At 61.8% G+C, this 19,318-nt stretch carries 18 protein-coding genes and 1 pseudogene; 11 read left to right on the forward strand and 8 right to left on the reverse strand.

Features of this window, described 5'->3' with window-relative positions:
- Window positions 1-384: 384 nt before the first annotated feature.
- From ACROUL_RS20010 to ACROUL_RS20040, 7 genes and pseudogenes are all read right to left on the reverse strand, one after another.
- Window positions 385-1,053 carry an amino acid ABC transporter permease gene (locus tag ACROUL_RS20010; RefSeq protein ID WP_431301183.1) on the reverse strand — a complete coding sequence of 223 codons (669 nt, stop codon included), beginning with the start codon at window positions 1,051-1,053 and terminating at the stop codon, window positions 385-387.
- Complete coding sequence (locus ACROUL_RS20015; RefSeq protein ID WP_431301184.1) at window positions 1,050-1,718, reverse strand: amino acid ABC transporter permease; 669 nt, start codon at window positions 1,716-1,718, stop codon at window positions 1,050-1,052. The genes ACROUL_RS20010 and ACROUL_RS20015 overlap by 4 nt, the downstream gene beginning before the upstream one ends.
- Window positions 1,719-1,725: 7 nt before the next feature.
- Window positions 1,726-2,526, reverse strand: a complete 801-nt coding sequence (locus ACROUL_RS20020; RefSeq protein WP_431301185.1) for a transporter substrate-binding domain-containing protein — start codon at window positions 2,524-2,526, stop codon at window positions 1,726-1,728.
- A 263-nt stretch (window positions 2,527-2,789) separates the two neighbouring features.
- Entirely contained in the window at window positions 2,790-2,930 is a 141-nt protein-coding gene (locus ACROUL_RS20025) for a hypothetical protein (protein ID WP_431301349.1), read from the reverse strand.
- Window positions 2,931-3,240: 310 nt separating this feature from the next.
- Window positions 3,241-4,077, reverse strand: a complete 837-nt coding sequence (locus ACROUL_RS20030; RefSeq protein WP_431301186.1) for a class I SAM-dependent methyltransferase — start codon at window positions 4,075-4,077, stop codon at window positions 3,241-3,243.
- A gap of 259 nt (window positions 4,078-4,336) precedes the next feature.
- Window positions 4,337-5,360, reverse strand: a pseudogene (locus ACROUL_RS20035) (transposase).
- 142 nt (window positions 5,361-5,502) lie between these two features.
- A complete protein-coding gene (locus ACROUL_RS20040) occupies window positions 5,503-6,405 on the reverse strand; it encodes a LysR family transcriptional regulator (protein WP_431301187.1) in 903 nt (300 codons plus the stop codon).
- A 109-nt stretch (window positions 6,406-6,514) separates the two neighbouring features.
- On the opposite strand from ACROUL_RS20040, the gene ACROUL_RS20045 reads away from it, so the two are divergent.
- From ACROUL_RS20045 to ACROUL_RS20065, 5 genes are read left to right on the forward strand one after another with little or no spacing between them, the layout of a single operon-like run.
- A complete protein-coding gene (locus ACROUL_RS20045) occupies window positions 6,515-7,237 on the forward strand; it encodes a LamB/YcsF family protein (RefSeq protein WP_431301188.1) in 723 nt (240 codons plus the stop codon).
- Window positions 7,238-7,246: 9 nt separating this feature from the next.
- Window positions 7,247-7,480 carry an acetyl-CoA carboxylase gene (locus tag ACROUL_RS20050; protein ID WP_431301189.1) on the forward strand — a complete coding sequence of 78 codons (234 nt, stop codon included), beginning with the start codon at window positions 7,247-7,249 and terminating at the stop codon, window positions 7,478-7,480.
- Window positions 7,480-8,856 (forward strand): acetyl-CoA carboxylase biotin carboxylase subunit, encoded by a 1,377-nt coding sequence (locus ACROUL_RS20055; RefSeq protein WP_431301190.1) that lies wholly within the window; start codon window positions 7,480-7,482, stop codon window positions 8,854-8,856. Before ACROUL_RS20050 ends, ACROUL_RS20055 begins: the two co-directional genes overlap by 1 nt.
- A gap of 8 nt (window positions 8,857-8,864) precedes the next feature.
- Window positions 8,865-9,740 carry a 5-oxoprolinase subunit B family protein gene (locus ACROUL_RS20060; protein ID WP_431301191.1) on the forward strand — a complete coding sequence of 292 codons (876 nt, stop codon included), beginning with the start codon at window positions 8,865-8,867 and terminating at the stop codon, window positions 9,738-9,740.
- The gene (locus ACROUL_RS20065; protein ID WP_431301192.1) at window positions 9,730-10,698 is read left to right on the forward strand and encodes a biotin-dependent carboxyltransferase family protein; all 969 of its coding nucleotides are present in this window, start codon (window positions 9,730-9,732) and stop codon (window positions 10,696-10,698) included. The genes ACROUL_RS20060 and ACROUL_RS20065 overlap by 11 nt, the downstream gene beginning before the upstream one ends.
- Before the next feature lie 83 nt (window positions 10,699-10,781).
- On the opposite strand, the gene ACROUL_RS20070 is transcribed toward ACROUL_RS20065, so the two are convergent.
- Complete coding sequence (locus tag ACROUL_RS20070) at window positions 10,782-11,726, reverse strand: AraC family transcriptional regulator (RefSeq protein WP_431301193.1); 945 nt, start codon at window positions 11,724-11,726, stop codon at window positions 10,782-10,784.
- 254 nt (window positions 11,727-11,980) lie between these two features.
- On the opposite strand from ACROUL_RS20070, the gene capB reads away from it, so the two are divergent.
- From capB to ACROUL_RS20100, 6 genes are read left to right on the forward strand one after another with little or no spacing between them, the layout of a single operon-like run.
- Entirely contained in the window at window positions 11,981-13,762 is a 1,782-nt protein-coding gene (gene capB, locus ACROUL_RS20075; RefSeq protein WP_431301194.1) for a caprolactamase subunit beta, read from the forward strand.
- 11 nt (window positions 13,763-13,773) lie between these two features.
- Complete coding sequence (capA, locus tag ACROUL_RS20080) at window positions 13,774-15,867, forward strand: caprolactamase subunit alpha (protein ID WP_431301195.1); 2,094 nt, start codon at window positions 13,774-13,776, stop codon at window positions 15,865-15,867.
- Complete coding sequence (locus ACROUL_RS20085; protein ID WP_431301196.1) at window positions 15,864-16,616, forward strand: ABC transporter ATP-binding protein; 753 nt, start codon at window positions 15,864-15,866, stop codon at window positions 16,614-16,616. The genes capA and ACROUL_RS20085 overlap by 4 nt, the downstream gene beginning before the upstream one ends.
- Window positions 16,613-17,347 (forward strand): ABC transporter ATP-binding protein, encoded by a 735-nt coding sequence (locus ACROUL_RS20090; protein ID WP_431301197.1) that lies wholly within the window; start codon window positions 16,613-16,615, stop codon window positions 17,345-17,347. Before ACROUL_RS20085 ends, ACROUL_RS20090 begins: the two co-directional genes overlap by 4 nt.
- On the forward strand, window positions 17,347-18,261 hold the full coding sequence (locus tag ACROUL_RS20095; RefSeq protein WP_431301198.1) for a branched-chain amino acid ABC transporter permease: 915 nt from the start codon (window positions 17,347-17,349) through the stop codon (window positions 18,259-18,261). The genes ACROUL_RS20090 and ACROUL_RS20095 overlap by 1 nt, the downstream gene beginning before the upstream one ends.
- The gene (locus ACROUL_RS20100) at window positions 18,258-19,313 is read left to right on the forward strand and encodes a branched-chain amino acid ABC transporter permease (protein WP_431301199.1); all 1,056 of its coding nucleotides are present in this window, start codon (window positions 18,258-18,260) and stop codon (window positions 19,311-19,313) included. Before ACROUL_RS20095 ends, ACROUL_RS20100 begins: the two co-directional genes overlap by 4 nt.
- Window positions 19,314-19,318 lie beyond the last annotated feature (5 nt).

The following is a 19,318-nucleotide window of genomic DNA, read 5'->3' on the forward strand; positions in this document are numbered from 1 at the left end:
TCATCTGGCGCCTGCCAGAGCAGGGTGAGTTGCAGGTTGCCCAGCTCGGCCAGTCTGAACAGACGCAGTTGAAACAGGCCGGACCCGGTCTGGACCAGAACACCCTCCAGCGGCAGGACGGGGCCAGAGAGCGCACCCTTGTGACAGGCGATCTTGACGGTCAGGCGGCTGTCTTCGCGGCTTCGCTCATTCCTTCGCGCAGAGGTGCCTGATGAGCCTATTTCTCATCTTCAACCAAGAGCAGACTCCTCGGAGCTGCTTGGCGGGGAGATTGCCTGATTGCGAAAGCCGGTCGGCGTCCTGCCTGGCCCGTCGCCAAGACGCACGGCGCTGTAAATAACCTGCTGCGTTGCTTGCGCGCCGAGAAAGCCATTCGACAGATGCCTATGCGCGCGAGGGGCGGTGCGACTGCGTCTGAAGGTGGCGCTCCAGTCGGCGCGAGGCGAAGGTTAGAGGAAAGCAGATGGCGAAATAGATCAGTGCGGCGACGCCATAGACCTGCAGCGGCTGGAACGTCGCATTGGCGACGATCTGCGCCGATTTGGTCAGTTCGTCAAACCCGACAATGGATGCGAGCGCCGTGCTTTTCACCAGTTGAACCAGAAAGCCGACGGTCGGCGGAACCGCGATCTTCAACGCCTGCGGCAGGATTACGAGGCGCATCCGAAGCACGAACCCCATGCCTAGGCTGGCGCTTGCGTCCCACTGGCCGCGTGGGATCGCATCGACGCAACCACGCCAGATCTCGGCAAGAAAGGCGCTGGCGTAAAGCGTCAGCGCAAGACCTGCGGCGAGCAGCGGCGAAACCTCGACCCCGAGCATCGGCAGGCCGAAGAAGATCAGGAACAGCTGAAGCAGCAGCGGTGTGCCCTGGAAGAACTGGATGTAGACGGTTGTCGCGCGGCGGCCGATCTTCTGCGCGCCGTAGCGCAGCAGCAACAGCAGGGTCGCGCCGACCGCACCACCGGCAAAGGCAATCGCGGACAGCAGCAGCGTCCAGCGCGCCGCCAGCAGCAGGAACCAAATGATGTCAGTCAAAGACAGCGTGATCATGCGGCCTGCCCCCGAAACAGTCGAGATCCCGCGTGGTCAAGCAGCCACCGCAGCGCCAGCGCCATGCCAAGGTAGATCACCGCGACTGCAAAATACGTCTCGAAGGCCCTATAGCTGCGCGACTGGATCAGATCGGCGACATGCGTCAGGTCGATGACTGCGATCTGGGAAATGACCGCTGATTCCAGCATCGTGATGACGATCTGGCTGACCAGCGACGGATAGACCACGGCAACTGCCTGCGGCAGGACAATCTGGATGAACACCCGCAGCGGCGACAGGCCCAGCGAAAGCCCGGCTTCGCGCTGCCCTTGCGGGACGGATTCAAGCCCGGCGCGGACGATCTCGATGCCGTAGGCGGTGAGATTGATGGTCATGGCCAGCGCGGCGGCCGTCACCGCTGTCAGCTTGATGCCGATGCTAGGCAGACCGAAGAAAATGAAGAAAAGCTGCACGATGAATGGCGTGTTGCGAATCAATTCGACATAGGCGCTGACCAGTGCACTTGCCCAACGTGCCCCCCAAAGCCGGGTGACAGCGCCACCGACGCTGAGAAACAGGCTGATGACCGCTGCAATTGCGGTCAGCCCAAGTGTCAGGCCCGCCCCTTTGAGGAGCGGGCCCACGTTGGCCGCGATGGCCGAGAATTCAAACTCGTAGGCCACAAAGAGATCAGAAGTCGGCGGCCAGCGGCTGCTTAAGCCATTTCACAGCGATGTCGTTCAGGCTGCCGTCCGCCTTCATATCGGCCAACGCCTTGGCCAGCGCGTCCTTGAGCGCGGTTTCGCCTTTCTTGACAGCCATCTCCGACGGCGAAGTCAGAAGCTGGAATTTCTCGACCGGCTTGATCGCGGGATCCTGTGCGAGGATCGTCGCGCCCACATCGTTGCCCACGACCATCAGTTGCGACTGGCCAGACAGGAACGAAGAGATCACGCCGCTGTAATCCGCGTAGCGCTGAATGTCGGCATCGGCCGGGGCGATCTTGGTGACCTCGGTATCCTCAAGCGTGCCCTTGTTGACGGCGATGGTCTTGCCCGAGAGGCCAGCCGCATCTTTCACGTCCAGCTCTTCCGGGCCCATCACCACGATGTAATAGGGCGCGTAGGGTCCGACGAAATCAACAACCTGGGCCCGCTCGTCGCTGAAACCGATCGACAGCAGCACATCGACCTTGTCTTCCGTCAGGAACGGCACGCGGTTCTGCCCGGTGATGCCGACCAGTTCGGCTTTGACCCCAAGCGCCGCTGCAAGTTTGTCGGCCACTTCGGTATCGTAACCTTCGATCTTCATGCTAGTGTTGAGCGAGGCGAAGGGGGGAAAATCCTCGAAGATGCCGACGCGAAGAACGCCTGCTTTGGTCACGTTCTCAAGGGTATCGGCTGCAGCCGGGGCGGATGCTCCGGTCACAAGAGCGGCGGCAAATGCAAGGCCAACAGCAATGCTGGAGCGGCGTGTCGGAGTGAAGGTCATTGAACTCTCCTCGAGCTTTCTAGGGGGAATATGGGGCTTCTGACGGTTACGTCGTGGAAGATGGGTTTAGCGGGATGGCGCCTGAGCCCGGAGGGGCCCAACAAATGGTGGTCTGAAACCGACACAGGCAAACGGGACCGATCACGACATGCCACCGGTTGCGATCGACTCTGTCAGACTGCGCGCCCCTTCGCCACAAAATACGCGAGGCGGGCAGGGGGGATTTCACAGTGACGGAGCAGGGCTTTCGTTAGAACTTGCGTCTACCAGCCGCCAAATCGTGGCCACGCCTGAAGTAGCTCACCGGCCGCCGGCAGCGTTTCATACTGCTCGTGCTCTGCTGCGGTAGGGCAAGCGTGGTTCGACAAAATGCGCAGCAGCGCCCCGATGGGCAGATCCGGCAGGTGGCCGGTCTAGCCCGGGCGCTGTTTCACCGCTCCGCGTTCCTCGTAGGCGTTCGGCACGATCAATGCAGGAAAGATCCGCCCTTCGACATCGCAGACTATGCCAGAGCCCTGGTCCACGGACAGTGTGCGGTGCCACGGTCGCCGGACCGACAGCATGTGTCACGCCGCTGCGCATAGAGAAAAGATCGGCGACAGTGGCATGGGTATTCCCGTCGGCGTGTTCTGCGGCAAGATGGCAGACGTGGGGGTCGGTGCACATGCAGACCTGCTGGACACCACCCCAGCACCTGTTCACACGCAAATGTCTTCAGCTTTTCCGCGCAACGAAAAGCCCAAGCTGTATCTGACCGGCCTCGGCCATCGCGATCATGTTTTCCGACTTCGCCTTTGCCGTGCTGCCCTGCAGCAAATGCAACCCGAGAGACGGTGGCGGTGTTCCGGCCGACATTTCCGCAACCCGCGCACGGTGGTGTTTCAAAACCAAAGGCGTCCGATCCTGCTCGACCAGAATCGTGAAATCAGCCGATGCCAGCATGCGCCGCATTTCGTCCGCGTCAGCTAGATGGCTCGTGTCCGGAGTATCGGCCCACGGAACCGGAAACCGCAGTCCCGGCTCCGGCCCCTTCAACACATCATATATCACCAGTTTCCCGCCCGGTCGCAAAATGCGGAACGCTTCGCGGTATTTAGTCGCCTTGTCCGCGATATTCATACCGGCGTGAAAGGTAACAGCGGCGGAAAATGCTTCATCCTCGAAGGGAAGCGCCAGCGCACTTCCCAGCACAAAATCCGCCTTGTCGGACAGCGCGGTAAGGGCGGTGAACTCGCGCGAAAGGGCCACATATTCGGGGGTAAGGTCTAGGCCCGTTGCGCGGCAGCCGATCTCACCGGCAAGATAGCGGACCAGACCTCCCAGACCGCACCCGATGTCAAGAACCCTGTCATTAAGAGACAGGCCCATGCTCGAAATGATCTCGGCCGTCGCGGCGCGCCCACCCATGTGAAATTCGTCAATCGGTGCCAGATCGACCGGTTCCAGATTCAGCAAATCAAGACCAGCTTGAGAGATGGCCTCGAAGATCCGCGTCCGCAGATGATCGTTCCCATAATGCTCCGCAACTGCGCGCTCGTTCACTTGGCCCATGCGGACCCCCCTGATTCCTATCCACGAATTATACCCGATTTGCGCTCATTTTGGGAGGCCGATTGGTGCAACCCAGTTCACCTGACGGCACAAGGACCATACCGGTACAGTGACTCCCGATAACTCCTCCATCTGATGCTTGTTCCGGCCCCCGACTTTTCTCCGATCCCCAACGCTGGACCGCCCAAAGGCAGAGTTTTCCGGCTCTTGCACTGCTACCCGACCTTGGACCGCCCGAGGGTGGAATTTTCCGGCTCATTCACGATGACGGGCTGGCTGCGCCATCGGGATAATGCAAGGCGATCGGGACGTTGTATCCGATCGCGCTGTGGCGCCTGACCTCGTTGTAGTCTCTACGCCAAACATCCAGTTTTTCGCGGGCATCGGCAAGGCTCATGAACCAGTGCGCGTTCAGGCATTCTGCCCGGAGCTTCGAATTGAATGCCTTGATGAAGCCCCTCGCCATTTCCTCGGACCAATGGCGGACAATGGCTCTATCGGTCGGCTTGCCCGGCCGGGAGAAGTCCAGCATGACGGCGTTGGCATAGGCCCAGAGATCAAGATCCCGGGAGATGAACTCGCTGCCGTTGTCGACCCGTATCGTCTTCGGATAGCCGACCTTTGCACAGACGCGTTCCAGGGTCTGCACGACGTCCTCGCCGCGGTAGGCGAAACGGGGATCGGCCGCAGGTCAGAGCCGCGAATGCATGTCCACGACGGTCAGAATGCGGAACTTCTTGCCCATGGCGAGCCGGTCGTGGACGAAGTCCTTAGCCCAGACCTCGTTCGGCTCCGCGGCCTCCTGGCCGTCTTCGCGCAGCTTGGCCTTCACCCGCCGTTTGGGGTGCTTGTTCCGGAGCTGCAGGCCCAACTCGTTGCGCCGGGACTTGTAGTGGAACGTGGAGGTGTCGAACTGAAGGACCCCACAAGCCCCCCGGATCGACACGCCCCAATCGATGCACATCCCGCGAACCAGCTCGCGCATCCGGCCAGGCTTCAGAGCTTTCACTTCGTGGACCTTCGGTTCGGCGCATGACGTCCTGCAACATCTCCGGGTCCAGCGTAAGGTCGGCGACGATCTTCTTCAGCCGGCCGTTCTCGTCCTCGAGCGCTTTCAACCGGCGCATCTCGTCCGGCAGCAATCCCCCGTATCGCTTCTTCCACTTGAAGTAAGTGGCCTGGCTGATTCCCGCCTTGCGACAGACCTCAGCGACCGACGTGCCTTCCTCGCCCTGCTTCAGTATGAACGCCTTTTGCGCCTCCGTGAACTTCGATGCCTTCATGCGATTCAGCTCCTCTCCCAGCCAGGGAAGATTAGCCGAAAACTCCAGCTTCAAACGGTCCAGTTCTCAGGTGGCAGAGCACCCTGCCTATCGCTGTCATTGAAGGTGGGTGGTGAGCGCAGGCTGCGCGCTCAGGGGTTTATCAAGCTGATCCCAAGGCAGCCGAGAGGAAGGCGCGGAACACCTGAGCTGGCGCTGACAGCGGGCGATTGTTCGGCCACGTCAGGCCTACGTCCATCGAGGGAATCGCCTCAATGGTCTGGCGCTGTTCGATCCGCTGGCCCTCAAGTGACCAAGGCCGATAGACCATGTCGCTGAGGATCGTCACCCCCATGCCCGCGGCCACCATCGACCGCACCGCCTCGACTGACGAGGTCGAAAACACCACTTTGGGGATCAGCCCGTACTGGTCCCAGTAGCGCCCGGCCGTGCGGCTCGCCTCGTCCACCGTCAGCATTACATAGGGCTCGTCAGCGACATCGCGCAGGCTTATCCCGGGGGCGGTCAGCAGCCGGTGATCCGAGGGCAGCCAAAGCCGCCGCCGCGAGCGGAACAGGGTCTCGGATTCCAGTTCGCCGGTATTGCCAAGGTTCGAGGTCAGCATGACGGCAAGGTCCAGCCCTCCGGTCACCATGGCGTTTTCGATGGCGGACCTTGGTTGCTCGGAGAGTTCCAGCGTGATGCCGGGATAGATGCGGCGGAAGGCGGCATAGTGGCGAGCCATGAAATAGCCCGCGACGGTATAGGTCAGACCCAACCGCAAGCGTCCCATCACCTGCTTTTCTTCACCCAACGGGCTGCGCGTCGCCTCTTCGACAGCGGCAATGATCGCCTTGGCCCGGGACAGGAACCGCGCGCCCTGCGGTGTGACCGATACCCCTTGTCCGCCCCGCGCCAGAAGCCGCGCGCCCAAAGCGGCCTCCAGGCTTTGAATGCCCGCAGTCACGGCAGATTGCGAGATGTTCAGCTCCATCGCCGCGTGGGAAACCTGCCCGGTCTCGGCGGCTGCGATGAAATAGCGCAACTGTCTGATGGTCAGCGACATGGGCACCCTAATATCTGCTTTATTGATACCGTATCTCAGAAATTCGAATTTGCAATGAAGACTGACTCGGGCGAAGTTCCAGAATATTCGGAAAACTGCAGGGGGTGCGATGCCTGTCACGGTGAACTGTGACATGGGCGAAAGCTTTGGGCTTTGGCGCATGGGAGACGACGCGGGGCTGATGCCCTTCATTCACATCGCCAATGTGGCTTGCGGCTTTCATGCCAGCGATTTCGACCACATGCGCGCCACGGTGCGGCTGGCCAAAACGCATGGGGTGAAGGTCGGGGCGCATCCCAGCCTGCCCGATCTGCAGGGCTTCGGGCGGCGCGAAATGAAGATGGGCCGAGAAGAAATGGCCAATTGCATGATCTATCAGATCGGTGCGCTTTGCGGGTTCCTGAAGGCTGAAGGCGTTGAGTTGAACCACATCAAGCCCCACGGCAGCCTTTACGGCATGGCCGCGCGGCAGGAAGATATCGCCCAGGCGGTCTGCGACGCAGCCGATGTGTTCAAGGTGCCGCTTCTTGGAATGACCGGCACACTGCACGAGAAGATCTACCCCGCCCGTGGCCATGGCTTTGTGGCGGAATTCTACGCCGATCTGGAGTATCGTCCCGACGGAAGCCTGATCGTGACGCGCGAGCATGATGCCAAAGACCCGGCGTTGATGGCTGCCCGCTGCGTGCGGGCGATCACCGAAGGCAAAGGCACGGCCACGGATGGTTCAGACATTCCGGTGCGTTGCGACAGTATCTGCATTCACTCTGACACCCCCAACGCCATCGACATCGCCCGCGCGGTGCGAGCGGCGGTTCAGCCCTATACCTGAGAGGTTCCCATGACCCATATCCATTCCCCGCTTCCCGGCACTTTTTACCGCTCGTCCGCGCCCGACAACCCGCCCTTCAAGGCCGACGGGGATGCCGTTGCAGTGGGCGACGTGATCGGGCTGATCGAGGTGATGAAGTCCTTCCACGAGGTGAAATCCGAGGTGGCGGGCAGCAACATCCGCTTTGAAACCGAAAACGAAGAACCCGTCATGGCAGGCGCGGTTCTGGCGCAGGTGGACTGATGCTGAAGAAGCTTCTGGTCGCCAATCGGGGGGAAATTGCGGTGCGGGTGATCCGCGCAGCGCGTGACCTCGGGATTGCGACCGTGGCGGTCTATTCGGATGCCGACCGCGAGTCCTTGCATGTTCAGATTGCCGATGAGGCGGTGCATATCGGACCGCCGGCAGCGAAGAAAAGCTATCTGAACGTCACCAACATCCTGAAAGCCGCCACTGATACCTGCTGCGACTCCGTGCATCCCGGTTACGGCTTTCTGGCCGAGAACGCCGATTTTGCCGATGCCTGTGCGGCGGCGGGGCTGGTTTTTGTTGGCCCGTCAGGGGATGCCATCCGCACCATGGGCGACAAGGTCGCCGCCCGCTCTGCCGCCCATGCCGCTGGGGTTCCGGTGGTGCCGGGGTCGATGGGCCGGGTCGCCGATATCGACGCCGCGCGCCATATTCTGATCGACACCGGATTTCCTGTGATGATCAAGGCCGCTGCGGGTGGCGGGGGCCGGGGCATTCGTATCGCCAATGATCTTGCCGAATTTGAAGCCGCCTTTCCGCAAGCCGCCGCCGAGGCGCTGGCCGCCTTTGGCGACGGCGGGCTGTATATGGAAAAGGTCATCGCCAAGGCCCGTCATATCGAGGTGCAGGTTCTGGGTGACGGCAGAGATGCCGTGCATTGCTATGAGCGTGAATGCAGCCTTCAGCGCCGCCGTCAGAAGGTCTGGGAAGAGGCCCCCAGCCGCGCCCTGTCGGAGCGCATCCGCGATGAATTGTGCACCAGCGCCGTGCGGCTGACCCGTGCGGTTGGCTATTCCGGCGCGGGCACCATCGAATACCTTTATGACGACGAAGCCGACCGCTTCTACTTCATCGAGATGAATACCCGCATTCAGGTGGAACATCCGGTGACCGAGATGATCACCGGCATCGACCTCGTGGCCGAGATGTTGCGCATTGCCGGGGGCGAACCCCTGCGCCTGCGCCAGTCCGATATCGTGGTGCGCGGCCATGCCATCGAAGTGCGCCTGAACGCCGAAGACCCGTCGCGCGATTTCGCCCCCTTTCCCGGCACCGTCAGCACCCTGCGCGTGCCCGGCGGACCCGGCGTGCGGTTCGAGTCGATGCTTTACGCCGGATACACCGTGCCGCCGTTCTACGACTCGCTTCTGGCTAAGCTGGTCGTCCACGCCGATACCCGCGAGGCGGCGATAACCCGCCTTGTCCGTGCCCTGTCGGAAACCCGCATCGACGGCTTGCGAACCACCAAACCGCTATTTCTGGCCTTGGCGGATGACCTCGCCGTTCAGGCCAATGCTGTTCATACCCGCTGGCTGGAAGGCTGGCTTGAAACCCACGCGGCCCGGTTGGTGCCGGAACTGGAACCATAGGAGTGACCATGTCGATCCGCTTTTCCTTCGGGGGCGACGAGCACATCTTCGCGGAAGTCAGCGAAGAGATGTCGCTTGAGGCCTTCTTCACCTCGCTTTCGATGACCAATGCCGTCAAGGTGGCGGGCATCAAGGGCGTCACCGAGATTTGCCCGGCCAACGCCAGCTTTCAGGTCAAGTTCGACCCGGACCGCATCAAGCCCGGCGATCTGCTGAAGGAACTGCAGTCCATGGAAGGGGCAGCGTCGAAGTCTGACGCCACGCTGCAAACTCGGATCATGGAAATTCCGGTGCTTTATCAGGACCCCTGGACGCACGAGACCCTGATGCGCTTTCGTGAACGCCACCAGAACCCCAATGCCACCGATCTGGAATATGCCGCCGAAGTGAACGGACTTGGCGGGGTCGAGGACTTCATCAAGGCACATTCGAGCCAGCCGTGGTTCGTGTCGATGGTAGGGTTCGTGGCGGGGCTGCCGTTCCTTTACCAGATGGTCGAGCGCAAGCGTCAATTGCAGGTGCCGAAATACCTGCGCCCGCGCACCGACACGCCGAAACTGACCATCGGCCACGGCGGCTGCTTTTCCTGCATCTACTCGGTGCGCGGCGCGGGCGGATATCAGATGTTCGGCGTCACGCCGATGCCGATATATGACCCGACCCAGAAGGTCAGCTATCTGCAAGACGAGATGTGCCTCTTCAAACCCGGCGACATCGTCAAGTGGAAGCCAGTGACGCGCGACGAATATGACGCGGCGATCGAGGCGGTGGATGCCAATCGCTACGAGCCGGTGATCCGCCCCGCAACCTTCAGCCTTTCTGCGTTCAACAAAGACATGGGCAGCACAAATGCCAAGCTGATGGAGACTTTGAATGGCCGTTAATGTCATCTCTCCCGGTCTGTCCACCACGGTGCAAGACCTTGGCCGCCCCGGATATTATCACCTCGGGATTCCGATCTCGGGCGGGATGGACCGCTTTGCCTTGCGTGCGGCCAACATGCTGGTCGGCAATGACGAAGGTGCCGCGGTTCTGGAAGCGGTGTTTCTGGGTCCTGAGCTGGAGTTTACGGTCCCTGCCACCGTGGCTGTCACCGGCGGCGATCTGCCGCCCAAGCTGAACGGGGATGAGCGCAGCACATGGGAGGCCTTTCCGGTCAAGGCAGGCGACCGTCTGAGCTTTGGATACCTCAAATCCGGGGCGCGGGTGTATATCGCGGTTTCGGGCGGCATTGATGTGCCGGTCAAGCTTGGCTCACGGTCTACCTATACGCTGGGGGCTTTGGGCGGCCATGAGGGGCGTGCCCTGAAGGCGGGCGACAGCCTGCCCTTGGGTGCTGGCGCGGGTGGCAAGGGGGCGATTCCGGCCAATCTGCGCCGTATGCCTGGGAGCCCTGCCGAATTACGCATGCTGCCCGGGCTTTACTGGCACCGCATCACGTCAGCGGCGGGCAAGCAGTTCTTTGCCGACACCTGGAAGGTCGCGCCCGAAGCCGATCGCATCGGCTACCGCTTCAAGGGCGGCACCGCATTGGACTTTGTGCCGCGCGAGCAGCCCTTCGGTGCGGGATCGAACCCCTCGAACATTGTCGATGCCTGTTATCCCTACGGATCCATTCAGGTGCCGGGCGGCACGGAACCCATCGTTTTGCACCGCGATGCGGTGTCGGGCGGCGGCTACATGATGCTGGGCTGCGTCATCAGCGCCGACATGGACCTGATCGGCCAGTTGCAACCACATTCGCCTGCCCGCTTTGTCGAAGTGTCGATGGATCAGGCGCTGGCAGCGCGGGCCGACCGGAAAGCGGCTTTGGCGCGGTTGCGGGCGCATCTGGGGCTGTGATGAGCGGGTTCGTTCATCGCGGGCGTCCCGCTTCGCTTCGCCCCCCGGCGACGAGCGCAGGACATGCGACGATGAGCAGCCCCTCAGGCCCTGCCGCGCGCCTCTTTCGGGGTCAGCCCGAACCGGGCGCGGAAAGCGCGGGAAAACTGCGCCTGATCGGTGAACCCCCGCGCATAAGCGATCTCGCCGATGGCGCGGCGGTCGGCGGGGTTCTTCATATCCTCCATTGCCGCCTGCAACCGCGTGTCGCGGATCCACTGGCCCAGCGTCATGTTGGTGTCGCGCAACAACTCATGCAGATAGCGCAGCGAGATGCCACACCCTCCCGCCACCTCCTCCGGCCCCAGATCGGGGTCGTCGATGTGGCGGCGAACAAAGCTTTCGATACGTGCCAGATGGGCGCTGCGCACCGTCGAATTCCCCGAGGTCAGCACACGCTCGTCCGACTGGATCGCCAAAGCCAGCAAATCGACCAACTGTCGGCCGACGACCCCGCGGGTCTCTTCGGTCATGCTGTCATATCGGGCCGGGATCAGGTGGACCATGTCGACGAACAGCCCGTTGGCGCCGTTGGTGGCATCAAACTGCAGGCTGCAAAAGCGGTCTGGCGCACGGATGCGGCCACCCAGCATTTCCTTGGACAGCTTCATCACCCACAGATCGGCCGGATCGGCGTGACTGAACTCATAGGGTTCATGGCTGCGCTCGATGAAAAAGGCGCCGGGATTGGCCCGCACTTCCTTGCCGCCCTGGGTAAAGCGCAGTTCCGATTTGGCGGGCAGGGTGACCAGAAACTCCTCTGGTCCCGGCTCGCGGAAGTGTTTGGGCAGGCGGCGGTAGACCAGCGGGTCCGAGGTCAGGCGCGACAGCGATACACCGCCCAGATCCCAGCTGGACAACTCGCCGTCAAAAGCCTCGGGGCGCTGGAAAGTCAAATCCAGCGGGAAATAGGTGCGGGCGATGGTTTCGTGCCAATGTCGGCTGCGCCCCGACACGTCGACCCCGCGCGTGCTGATCGTGGACTTCATCGCGCCATTCCCTGTTTCTCTCATCAGGCCACGGCGGGGCATTTCTGTAAAGCGGTAGATCTTGCCCACGGCACTGAATGCACGGAAAGACAAAAGCCTGTGCACCAACGGCAAAGACGGCCGGGCAGAACCGCCGCTACGGTCCCTGACACAAAGGCGCAACAGACGCCGCGCGACAGGGGAACGCATCGATTCGGACGGGTGGCTTGCCCGAGCGGCACCCTTTTGCGCGGCCCTTACCGGAGGGCATCGTAGTGGCCAGGAAAACCGCAAAGAAGATCGAGGTCGACCCCATCACCCTGTCGGTGGTGCGCGGCATCCTTGAGACAACCCAGCGCGAGATGACACTGTCGCTGGAGAAGACCGCACGTTCCAGCGTGTTCAATCTGGCGCATGACTATTCAACCGCGCTGTTCAACGCCACGCCCGAGATGATCCTGCAGGGGCAGGACATTCCCATTCACCTTGGGTCCCTGATCCCGGCGATGAAGGTGGTGGCGGGATACTTCGAGGGCGATATCCACGAAGGCGATCTTCTGATCCACAACGATCCGGCCTGGGGTGGCAGCCACGCCATCGACACCTGTTTTTACAAACCGGTGTTCTGGAAGGGACGCCTGAAATACTGGACGGTCTGCAAGGGCCACCTCACGGATATCGGCGGCCCGGTGCCCGCGGGCTACAACCCCAATGCCAAGGAAATCTATGCCGAATGCCTGCGCATTCCGCCCGTCAAGGTTTGGGATCGGGGGATACCGCGCAAAGATGTGCTGAACTTCATCTTCACCAACATGCGCGCCCGCCGTGACCAGGAGGGCGATTTCAACGCACTGATTGGGGCCTGTCAGGTCGGCGAACGCGCGCTGATCGCAATGTTGGAGAAATACGGCGAAGAAACCGTTGATGCCTGCATCGACACGCTTCTGGACATGGCCGAAAAACAGATGCGCGCGCTGATCGCCACGGTGCCAGACGGCACCTATGACGGCAGCGCTATTCTGGAAGATGCCGGTCACGGCTTTGGCGATTTCGAGATCAAGGCGCGCGTGACGATCACCGGTGACAACTGCCACATCGAAATCTCGTCGCCGCCACAGATCCCGTATTTCATCAACAGCTACGAGGGGAACAGCTACTCCGGTGTCTACCTGGGACTGATGATGTTTGCCCAGTTGCCGCCACCCTATAACGAGGGGCTTTACCGCTGCGTTTCGGTCAACATGGGGCCGAAAGGCACCCTGTGCAACGCGGTGGAACCCGCGCCGCACATGAACTGCACCACAACGCCGATGGAGACACTGACCGATGCGGTCCGGCTGGCTTTTGAAAAGGCGGTGCCATCCAAGGTTTCGGCATCCTGGGGCCATGCCAACGGGTTGAACATCGCCGGCTGGGATAAGCGCCACGACGAAGAATATGTGACGATGGTGCTGGCAACCATCATCAGTGGTGCCGGGGCCACGCCAAGCCAGGACGGCTGGCACGCCTGCGGGCCGGAGTGCTGCTTTGGCGCGTTGACCAGCGGTGATGTCGAACTGCTGGAATATTCCTATCCCATCATCATCCACCGCTATTCGCTGATGACCGACTCGGGCGGTGCAGGCAAGAACCGCGGCGGTTCGGGCACGGCCTGGGAAGTGGAGCCGCTGAACGACGACATGACCTTCATCACCTTCGGCGAAGGCCGCCGCATTCCTGCCGTCGGTGCGGCAGGGGCTTCCAGCACGATGATCGACACAAAGGTGGGCCGCTTGGAACTGGTCGAGGGTAACCATTCCGAGACCATCCGCGAAAACGTCATCAAGGTCATCAAACCAGGTGACCGCATCACCAACATGAACCCCGGCGGCGGCGGCTACGGCAACCCAATGGAGCGGCCTGTCGAGAAGGTCGTCTGGGATGTGAAGAACGGGCTCGTTTCCATCCAGGGGGCAAGAGAGGATTACGGCGTCATCATCAAGGACCCGACCACGCTGGACGTGGATATCGCAGCAACATCAGCCCTGCGCGCCAAACGCGCCGTGGCCGCGAAATAAGGGGGAATGAGATGAAATCCGATTATCGTCTGGGCATTGACGCCGGCGGCACCTTCACTGACTTCGTTCTGGCCGACAAGACCGGTCAAGTTCGGCTGTTCAAAGCCCTGTCTACCCCGCAGGACCCTACATTGGCCATCAGAAACGGCCTTCAGCTCATCTCTGAAGAACTGGGCGTTTCGGCTGAAACGGTGGTGTCGAACTGCGATCTTTGCATCAACGGCACGACGGTTGGGCTGAACGCTCTGATCACCCACAAGGGCGCAAAAACCGGGCTGATCTGCACGGCGGGCCACGAAGACAGCCTTGAGATTCGCCTTGGTCACAAGGAAGACGGCTACCGCTATGATCCGGAATACCCGCCCGCTACCATGCTGGTGCCGCGCTATCTGCGCCGGGGTATCCGCGAGCGGATCCTTTCGGATGGCTCAATCCGTCAGCCGTTGAACGAGGCCGACGTCCGCGCCGCTTGCGAGGTGTTCAAAGCCGAAGGTGTGGAAACCGTGGCAATCAGCTTTGTCTGGTCGGTGCTGCATCCCGACCACGAGGCCCGCGCCGGAGCCATCGTGCGCGAGATGATGCCGGGGGTGATCCTGACGCTCGGGTCCGAGCTATACCCGCAGGTCCGCGAATACACCCGCACCTCGACCGCGGTGGTGAACGCCTATCTCGCCCCGATCATGAAGCGCTACGTCGCTGCGGTGGACAGCTATTTCCGCAGCCTCGGGGCCAAACAGCCGGTGCGCTATTACCAGTCGAACGGCGGGCTTGCGATTGGACAGGCGATGACCGATCGCTCCGTCTATGCCATCAACTCGGGGCCGGCGTCCGCCCCGGCGGCAGGGCAATATGTCTGCGAACCTTTCGGCTACAAGAACGTCATCACCGTCGATATGGGCGGCACGTCCTTTGACATCACGCTGACCAAGGACGGGTCGACCAACATCAACAAGAACATCGACTTCTTACGCTACCGCATCGGGGTGCCGATGATTCAGGTGGAAACCCTGGGCGCGGGCGGCGGTTCGATCGGCTGGATCGACGAGATGGGTCTGATGCAGATGGGGCCGCAATCTGCCGGGTCCGATCCGGGGCCGGCCTGCTATGGCCAAGGCGGCAAACTCCCGACGGTGTCGGACGCCAATCTTGTGATGGGGTATCTGAACCCCGATGGTCTGGTCGGCGGGCGGCTTCCGTTGGCCTATCAAAAGGCCCATGACGCCATCAAGGCCAACCTCGCAGACCCCCTGAACATGAGCGTCGAACGCGCCGCCTATGGCATGTTCACCATCGTCAACGCCAACATGGTCAACGGCATCCGTCGCGTTACCGTGGAACGTGGCTATGACCCGCGCGACTTTGTGCTGGTGGGCGCAGGTGGGGCGACAGCGGCACATATCACGGCGCTGGCCGACGCCATCGGCATTGATACCATCGTGTTGCCGAAACTGGCTTCGGGCTTGTGCGCTTTTGGTCAGATCATCTCGGACGTGAAGTACAACTACATGGCGACTGCACCTTTGCGGTTGGACAATGACGCGGCCTTTGCGCGGATCGACACCTTGTTCACTCAGATCGAGGCGCAAGGCGTGGCGCATCTGAAAAGCGATGGCTTCAAGGCCAAAGACATCATCACCAAGCGCAGCCTCGACATGCGCTATGTCGGTCAGGTCCATGAATGCACAGTGGAAATTGGTAACTTCAAGGTTGACGCCAAGTCGATTTCCAAAATCAAGGACGCCTTCCACAAGCGGCACAAGGAACTCTACACCTATGCCGAACCGCAGTCGGTAGTCGAAGTGGTGAACATCGAAAGCACGGTTTACGGCGTCGTGGACAAGCCCGAGCGCATGTCCATCGGCAAGGGCACGACGGCGCAAAAGGCGGTGAAAGGCCACCGCGACGCAGTGTTCAGCGCCGATGGCAAACGGGTGAGGACGCCGATCTATGACGGCACCCCCCTGGGTGTCGGGGCCTCGATCAAGGGACCTGCGGTGATCGAGGAAGTCACCACGACCATCGTGCTCGAACCGGGCTGGACGGCGCGGCTGGATGCAAGCGGCTCCTACCTCATCACCCGCGACCGCAAGAAAGGGGCGACATGAGCGATCTGAGCGCTGACAAGATATCGGTTGCCTTCGCGGGGCTGCGCGCCCTGTCGGAGGTGGACCTGAAGGTAACTTCCGGCCAGATCGTCGGGCTGATCGGCCCGAACGGGGCGGGGAAAACCACGCTTGTCAACGTGATGACCGGGTTTCAACCAGCAACCTCGGGCTCGGTCAGTCTGGACGGGCAAGACCTGTCCGGTCTCAAACCGCACGAGCTGCGGCGCCGGGGCGTCGCCCGTACCTTTCAGGGCGGACGGTTGTTCCGCGATCTGGCGGTGATCGACAATCTTGAAGTGACGGGAGTAGGCCTTGGCCTTTCCCGCGCCGCCGCGATCGCCGAGGCCGAGGCGATGCTGGACTGGGTCGGCATCGCGCCCCTCGCTAACCGGGTCGCCGGGGCGCTGCCCTATACTGACGAACGCAGGGTGGCGATCGGCCGCGCGCTGATGGGCAAGCCCGCTTTCGTGCTCTTGGACGAACCCGCCGCCGGGATGAGTGCGACCGAGGCGCAAGACTTGTCTGCCCTGATCCGCCGCATCGCAGGCGAGATGGGCTGCGGGGTCTTGCTGATCGAACACAATGTCGGCCTGGTGCTTGACCTGTGCCACCATGTCGTGGTGCTGGATAGCGGCGTTGTCATCGAAACCGGTGATCCCGCAACCATCCGCGCCTCCGAGCGGGTGCGCCATGCCTACATGGGCACTGCCGCCGATACCAACCTTCCGGTGCTTGAGGTGATGGAATGAGCCTTCTTGCGCTTTCCAACGTCTCGGTGCGCTACGGACGATTGACAGCTGTGCGCCAGATGACCTTCAGCCTGGCCGAGGGTGAGATTCTGTTTATCACCGGGCCGAACGGGGCCGGGAAATCCTCGCTTTTGCGCGCCATTGCCGGGGTGACGCCGCCATCCGGTGGTCGCATCGACTTCGCTGACCACGACATTACCGGGCGCGTGCCCGAAGACATCGCGCGCCTTGGCCTGTCGATGGTGCCTGAGGGGCGAGATGTGTTTGGTTCGCTTACCATCGAGGAAAACCTTATGGTCGGCACCGGCATGCACAGTGCGACTCGCGGCTGGAAGGCCCGTGCCGCGACCGAGCTGGAAGCGGTCTATGCCACGTTCCCCATCCTGAAAGACCGCCGCCATTCGCAGGCCGGTCTTCTGTCGGGCGGTCAGCAGCAGATGCTGGTCATCGGGCGAGCGTTGATGACCAGCCCGCGTCTTGTGGCAATTGACGAACCTTCGCTTGGTCTGGCCCCGAACATCACCGATCAGGTCTATGAACGGCTGATCGCACTTCAGGCGATGCGCAAGCTGACCCTTCTGATCGTCGAGCAGTCGTCGACCCGCGCCATGATGGTGGGCGGGCGGATGATGCTGATGCGCGGCGGCGAGATTGTGCTCGACGGCGACGCGCAGGCCCTTGGGCAGTCAGAGGCTATGCAAGCGGCCTATTTCGGATACGGAGAGCATTGATGGGATCGTTGTTGCAGGTCTTGTTCGACGCGCTCTCGCTTGGTTCGCTTTATGCCCTTGGCGCCTTGGGTATCGCGCTGATCTTTGGCGTCATGCGGCTGGTGAACTTCGCCCATGGCGATGTGATCGCAGCCTGCGTATTTGCGCTGCTCTGGCCCTCGGTCGATGCTGTCGCCATCATCTTTGCGGGCAACCTGCCGTGGTATCTTCTGATCCCCTTCGTGCTGGCTATCGGGGCGACCCTTTCGATGGCCTCCGAGGTGGTGGTGTTCCGCCGCTTTCGACGTGCCAACCCCGCGACCATGATGATCGCCTCTTTCGCGCTGGGCTTCGTCATCCGCTATTTCCTGCTGATGCTGTTCTCTAGCCGGCCGAAAAGCATTTCCCTGCTTCCATCACTCAGCCAACCCGTTGAAATCCTTGGCGCGCGGATCCCCCTCTTGCAGTTGATTACCATCGCCGTGACCATTGCAGTGCTGTTAGGGCTCACCGCTTTTCTGCGCCGCACCCGCTTTGGGCTGGAGATGCGGGCGGCGGCCGAAAACTTTGCCATGGCGCGGATGCTGGGGGTCCGTGCCAACCGGGTAATCATGGGGGCCTTTGCCCTCTCGGGCGCACTAGCTGCAGCCACAGCGCTGATCCTTGGGTCGCAGACCGGGACCGCCAACATCACGATGGGGGCGTCCGTGATGCTGATGGCCTTCATCGCCACCGTGATCGGCGGCATGGGCAGTCTGGCGGGGGCGGTTCTGGCCGGGTTTCTGCTCGGAGCGATTGCCACGGTCATGCAGGTGATCCTGCCGCCCGATGCGCGCGCCTTCCGCGATGCCTTCGTCTATGGCGCGGTCATCCTGGTGCTGATCTTCCGCCCGCAGGGCTTGTTGTCGGCCCGCGGCACCAAGGAGCGCGTATGATGTCGGCCTCCGTTGCCCGTCGCACCTTCGTCACGCCAGTTCTGCTTGGGCTGCTCCTGATAGCCTTCGCGCTTGTTGCGGTGGCGGTGGGGTCCAAACCCTTCAACCAGACCATCATCGACATCTTTCTCAAGGTGATCTTCGTCGTGGGCCTCTGGGTCTTTGTCGGCAATTCGGGCGTGATCTCGTTTGGCCACATCGCTTTCGCCTGCCTTGGCGGCTATGTCGCGGCCTGGACCACGATCAAGCCGATGATGAAGGGCATGTCGATGCCCGGTTTGCCGGATTGGCTGATGCAGATGGAAATCCCCTATTGGGGCTCGGCCATTGTCGCCGCCGGATGGGCAGCCCTTTGGGCGCTGATCTTCGGATCGGTGCTGATGCGGCTCTCGGGGATCGCCGCCTCGATCGCCACCTTTGCCATGCTGGCCATGGTGAACTCGATCTATTCGAACTGGGAAAGCGTCACCGCTGCCACTTCATCGGTCGTGGGCATTCCGATCATCCGGTCGATCTGGCCCTATCTGATTGCTGCCCTGATATCGGTCTTAACGGCCTGGGCTTATGGCATTTCGCGCCACGGCCTTGCCCTGCGCGCCGCCCGCGACGAACCCACCGCCGCCGCCGCCAGTGGCATCGACATTCCCCGCGCACGCCTTATCGCCTTCGTGATCTCGGGGGCGATCATGGGGATGGGGGGCGCGCTTTATTCGCACTCCATCGGCATCGTCACCCCCGACACCTATTACCTCGGGCTGACCTTCATCACCCTGTCGATGCTTGTGGTGGGAGGCATGGGCAGCCTGTCGGGCGCGGTGCTGGGCGTGCTTATCCTGTCCACCCTGATCCAGACCCTGCGCTGGTTGGAAGCCGGGGTTCAGATCGGCGAGACCACCTTTGCCCTGCCGGGGGGCGTGCAGGAAATCGCCCTCGGCGTCGTGATGATCCTGATCCTCATGTTCCGGCCCGCCGGAATCATGGGCAACAAAGACCTGAGCCTGCCCGGACGGGCAACTTTGGAAACCAGGGGCACGAAAAGCCCCCGAAACTGACCAAG

Source organism: Tabrizicola sp. BL-A-41-H6 (assembly GCF_050632395.1).
Lineage (GTDB): Bacteria > Pseudomonadota > Alphaproteobacteria > Rhodobacterales > Rhodobacteraceae > JAUYQR01.

Bases quoted from the DNA above. Each gene is read 5' to 3' on its own strand.
- ACROUL_RS20010 (WP_431301183.1), bottom strand. From the start codon at position 1,053: ATGATCACGCTGTCTTTGACTGACATCATTTGGTTCCTGCTGCTGGCG.
- ACROUL_RS20020 (WP_431301185.1), bottom strand. From the start codon at position 2,526: ATGACCTTCACTCCGACACGCCGCTCCAGCATTGCTGTTGGCCTTGCA.
- ACROUL_RS20030 (WP_431301186.1), bottom strand. From the start codon at position 4,077: ATGGGCCAAGTGAACGAGCGCGCAGTTGCGGAGCATTATGGGAACGAT.
- ACROUL_RS20040 (WP_431301187.1), bottom strand. From the start codon at position 6,405: ATGTCGCTGACCATCAGACAGTTGCGCTATTTCATCGCAGCCGCCGAG.
- ACROUL_RS20045 (WP_431301188.1), top strand. From the start codon at position 6,515: ATGCCTGTCACGGTGAACTGTGACATGGGCGAAAGCTTTGGGCTTTGG.
- ACROUL_RS20050 (WP_431301189.1), top strand. From the start codon at position 7,247: ATGACCCATATCCATTCCCCGCTTCCCGGCACTTTTTACCGCTCGTCC.
- ACROUL_RS20055 (WP_431301190.1), top strand. From the start codon at position 7,480: ATGCTGAAGAAGCTTCTGGTCGCCAATCGGGGGGAAATTGCGGTGCGG.
- ACROUL_RS20060 (WP_431301191.1), top strand. From the start codon at position 8,865: ATGTCGATCCGCTTTTCCTTCGGGGGCGACGAGCACATCTTCGCGGAA.
- ACROUL_RS20065 (WP_431301192.1), top strand. From the start codon at position 9,730: ATGGCCGTTAATGTCATCTCTCCCGGTCTGTCCACCACGGTGCAAGAC.
- ACROUL_RS20070 (WP_431301193.1), bottom strand. From the start codon at position 11,726: ATGAAGTCCACGATCAGCACGCGCGGGGTCGACGTGTCGGGGCGCAGC.
- capA (WP_431301195.1), top strand. From the start codon at position 13,774: ATGAAATCCGATTATCGTCTGGGCATTGACGCCGGCGGCACCTTCACT.
- ACROUL_RS20085 (WP_431301196.1), top strand. From the start codon at position 15,864: ATGAGCGATCTGAGCGCTGACAAGATATCGGTTGCCTTCGCGGGGCTG.
- ACROUL_RS20090 (WP_431301197.1), top strand. From the start codon at position 16,613: ATGAGCCTTCTTGCGCTTTCCAACGTCTCGGTGCGCTACGGACGATTG.
- ACROUL_RS20095 (WP_431301198.1), top strand. From the start codon at position 17,347: ATGGGATCGTTGTTGCAGGTCTTGTTCGACGCGCTCTCGCTTGGTTCG.
- ACROUL_RS20100 (WP_431301199.1), top strand. From the start codon at position 18,258: ATGATGTCGGCCTCCGTTGCCCGTCGCACCTTCGTCACGCCAGTTCTG.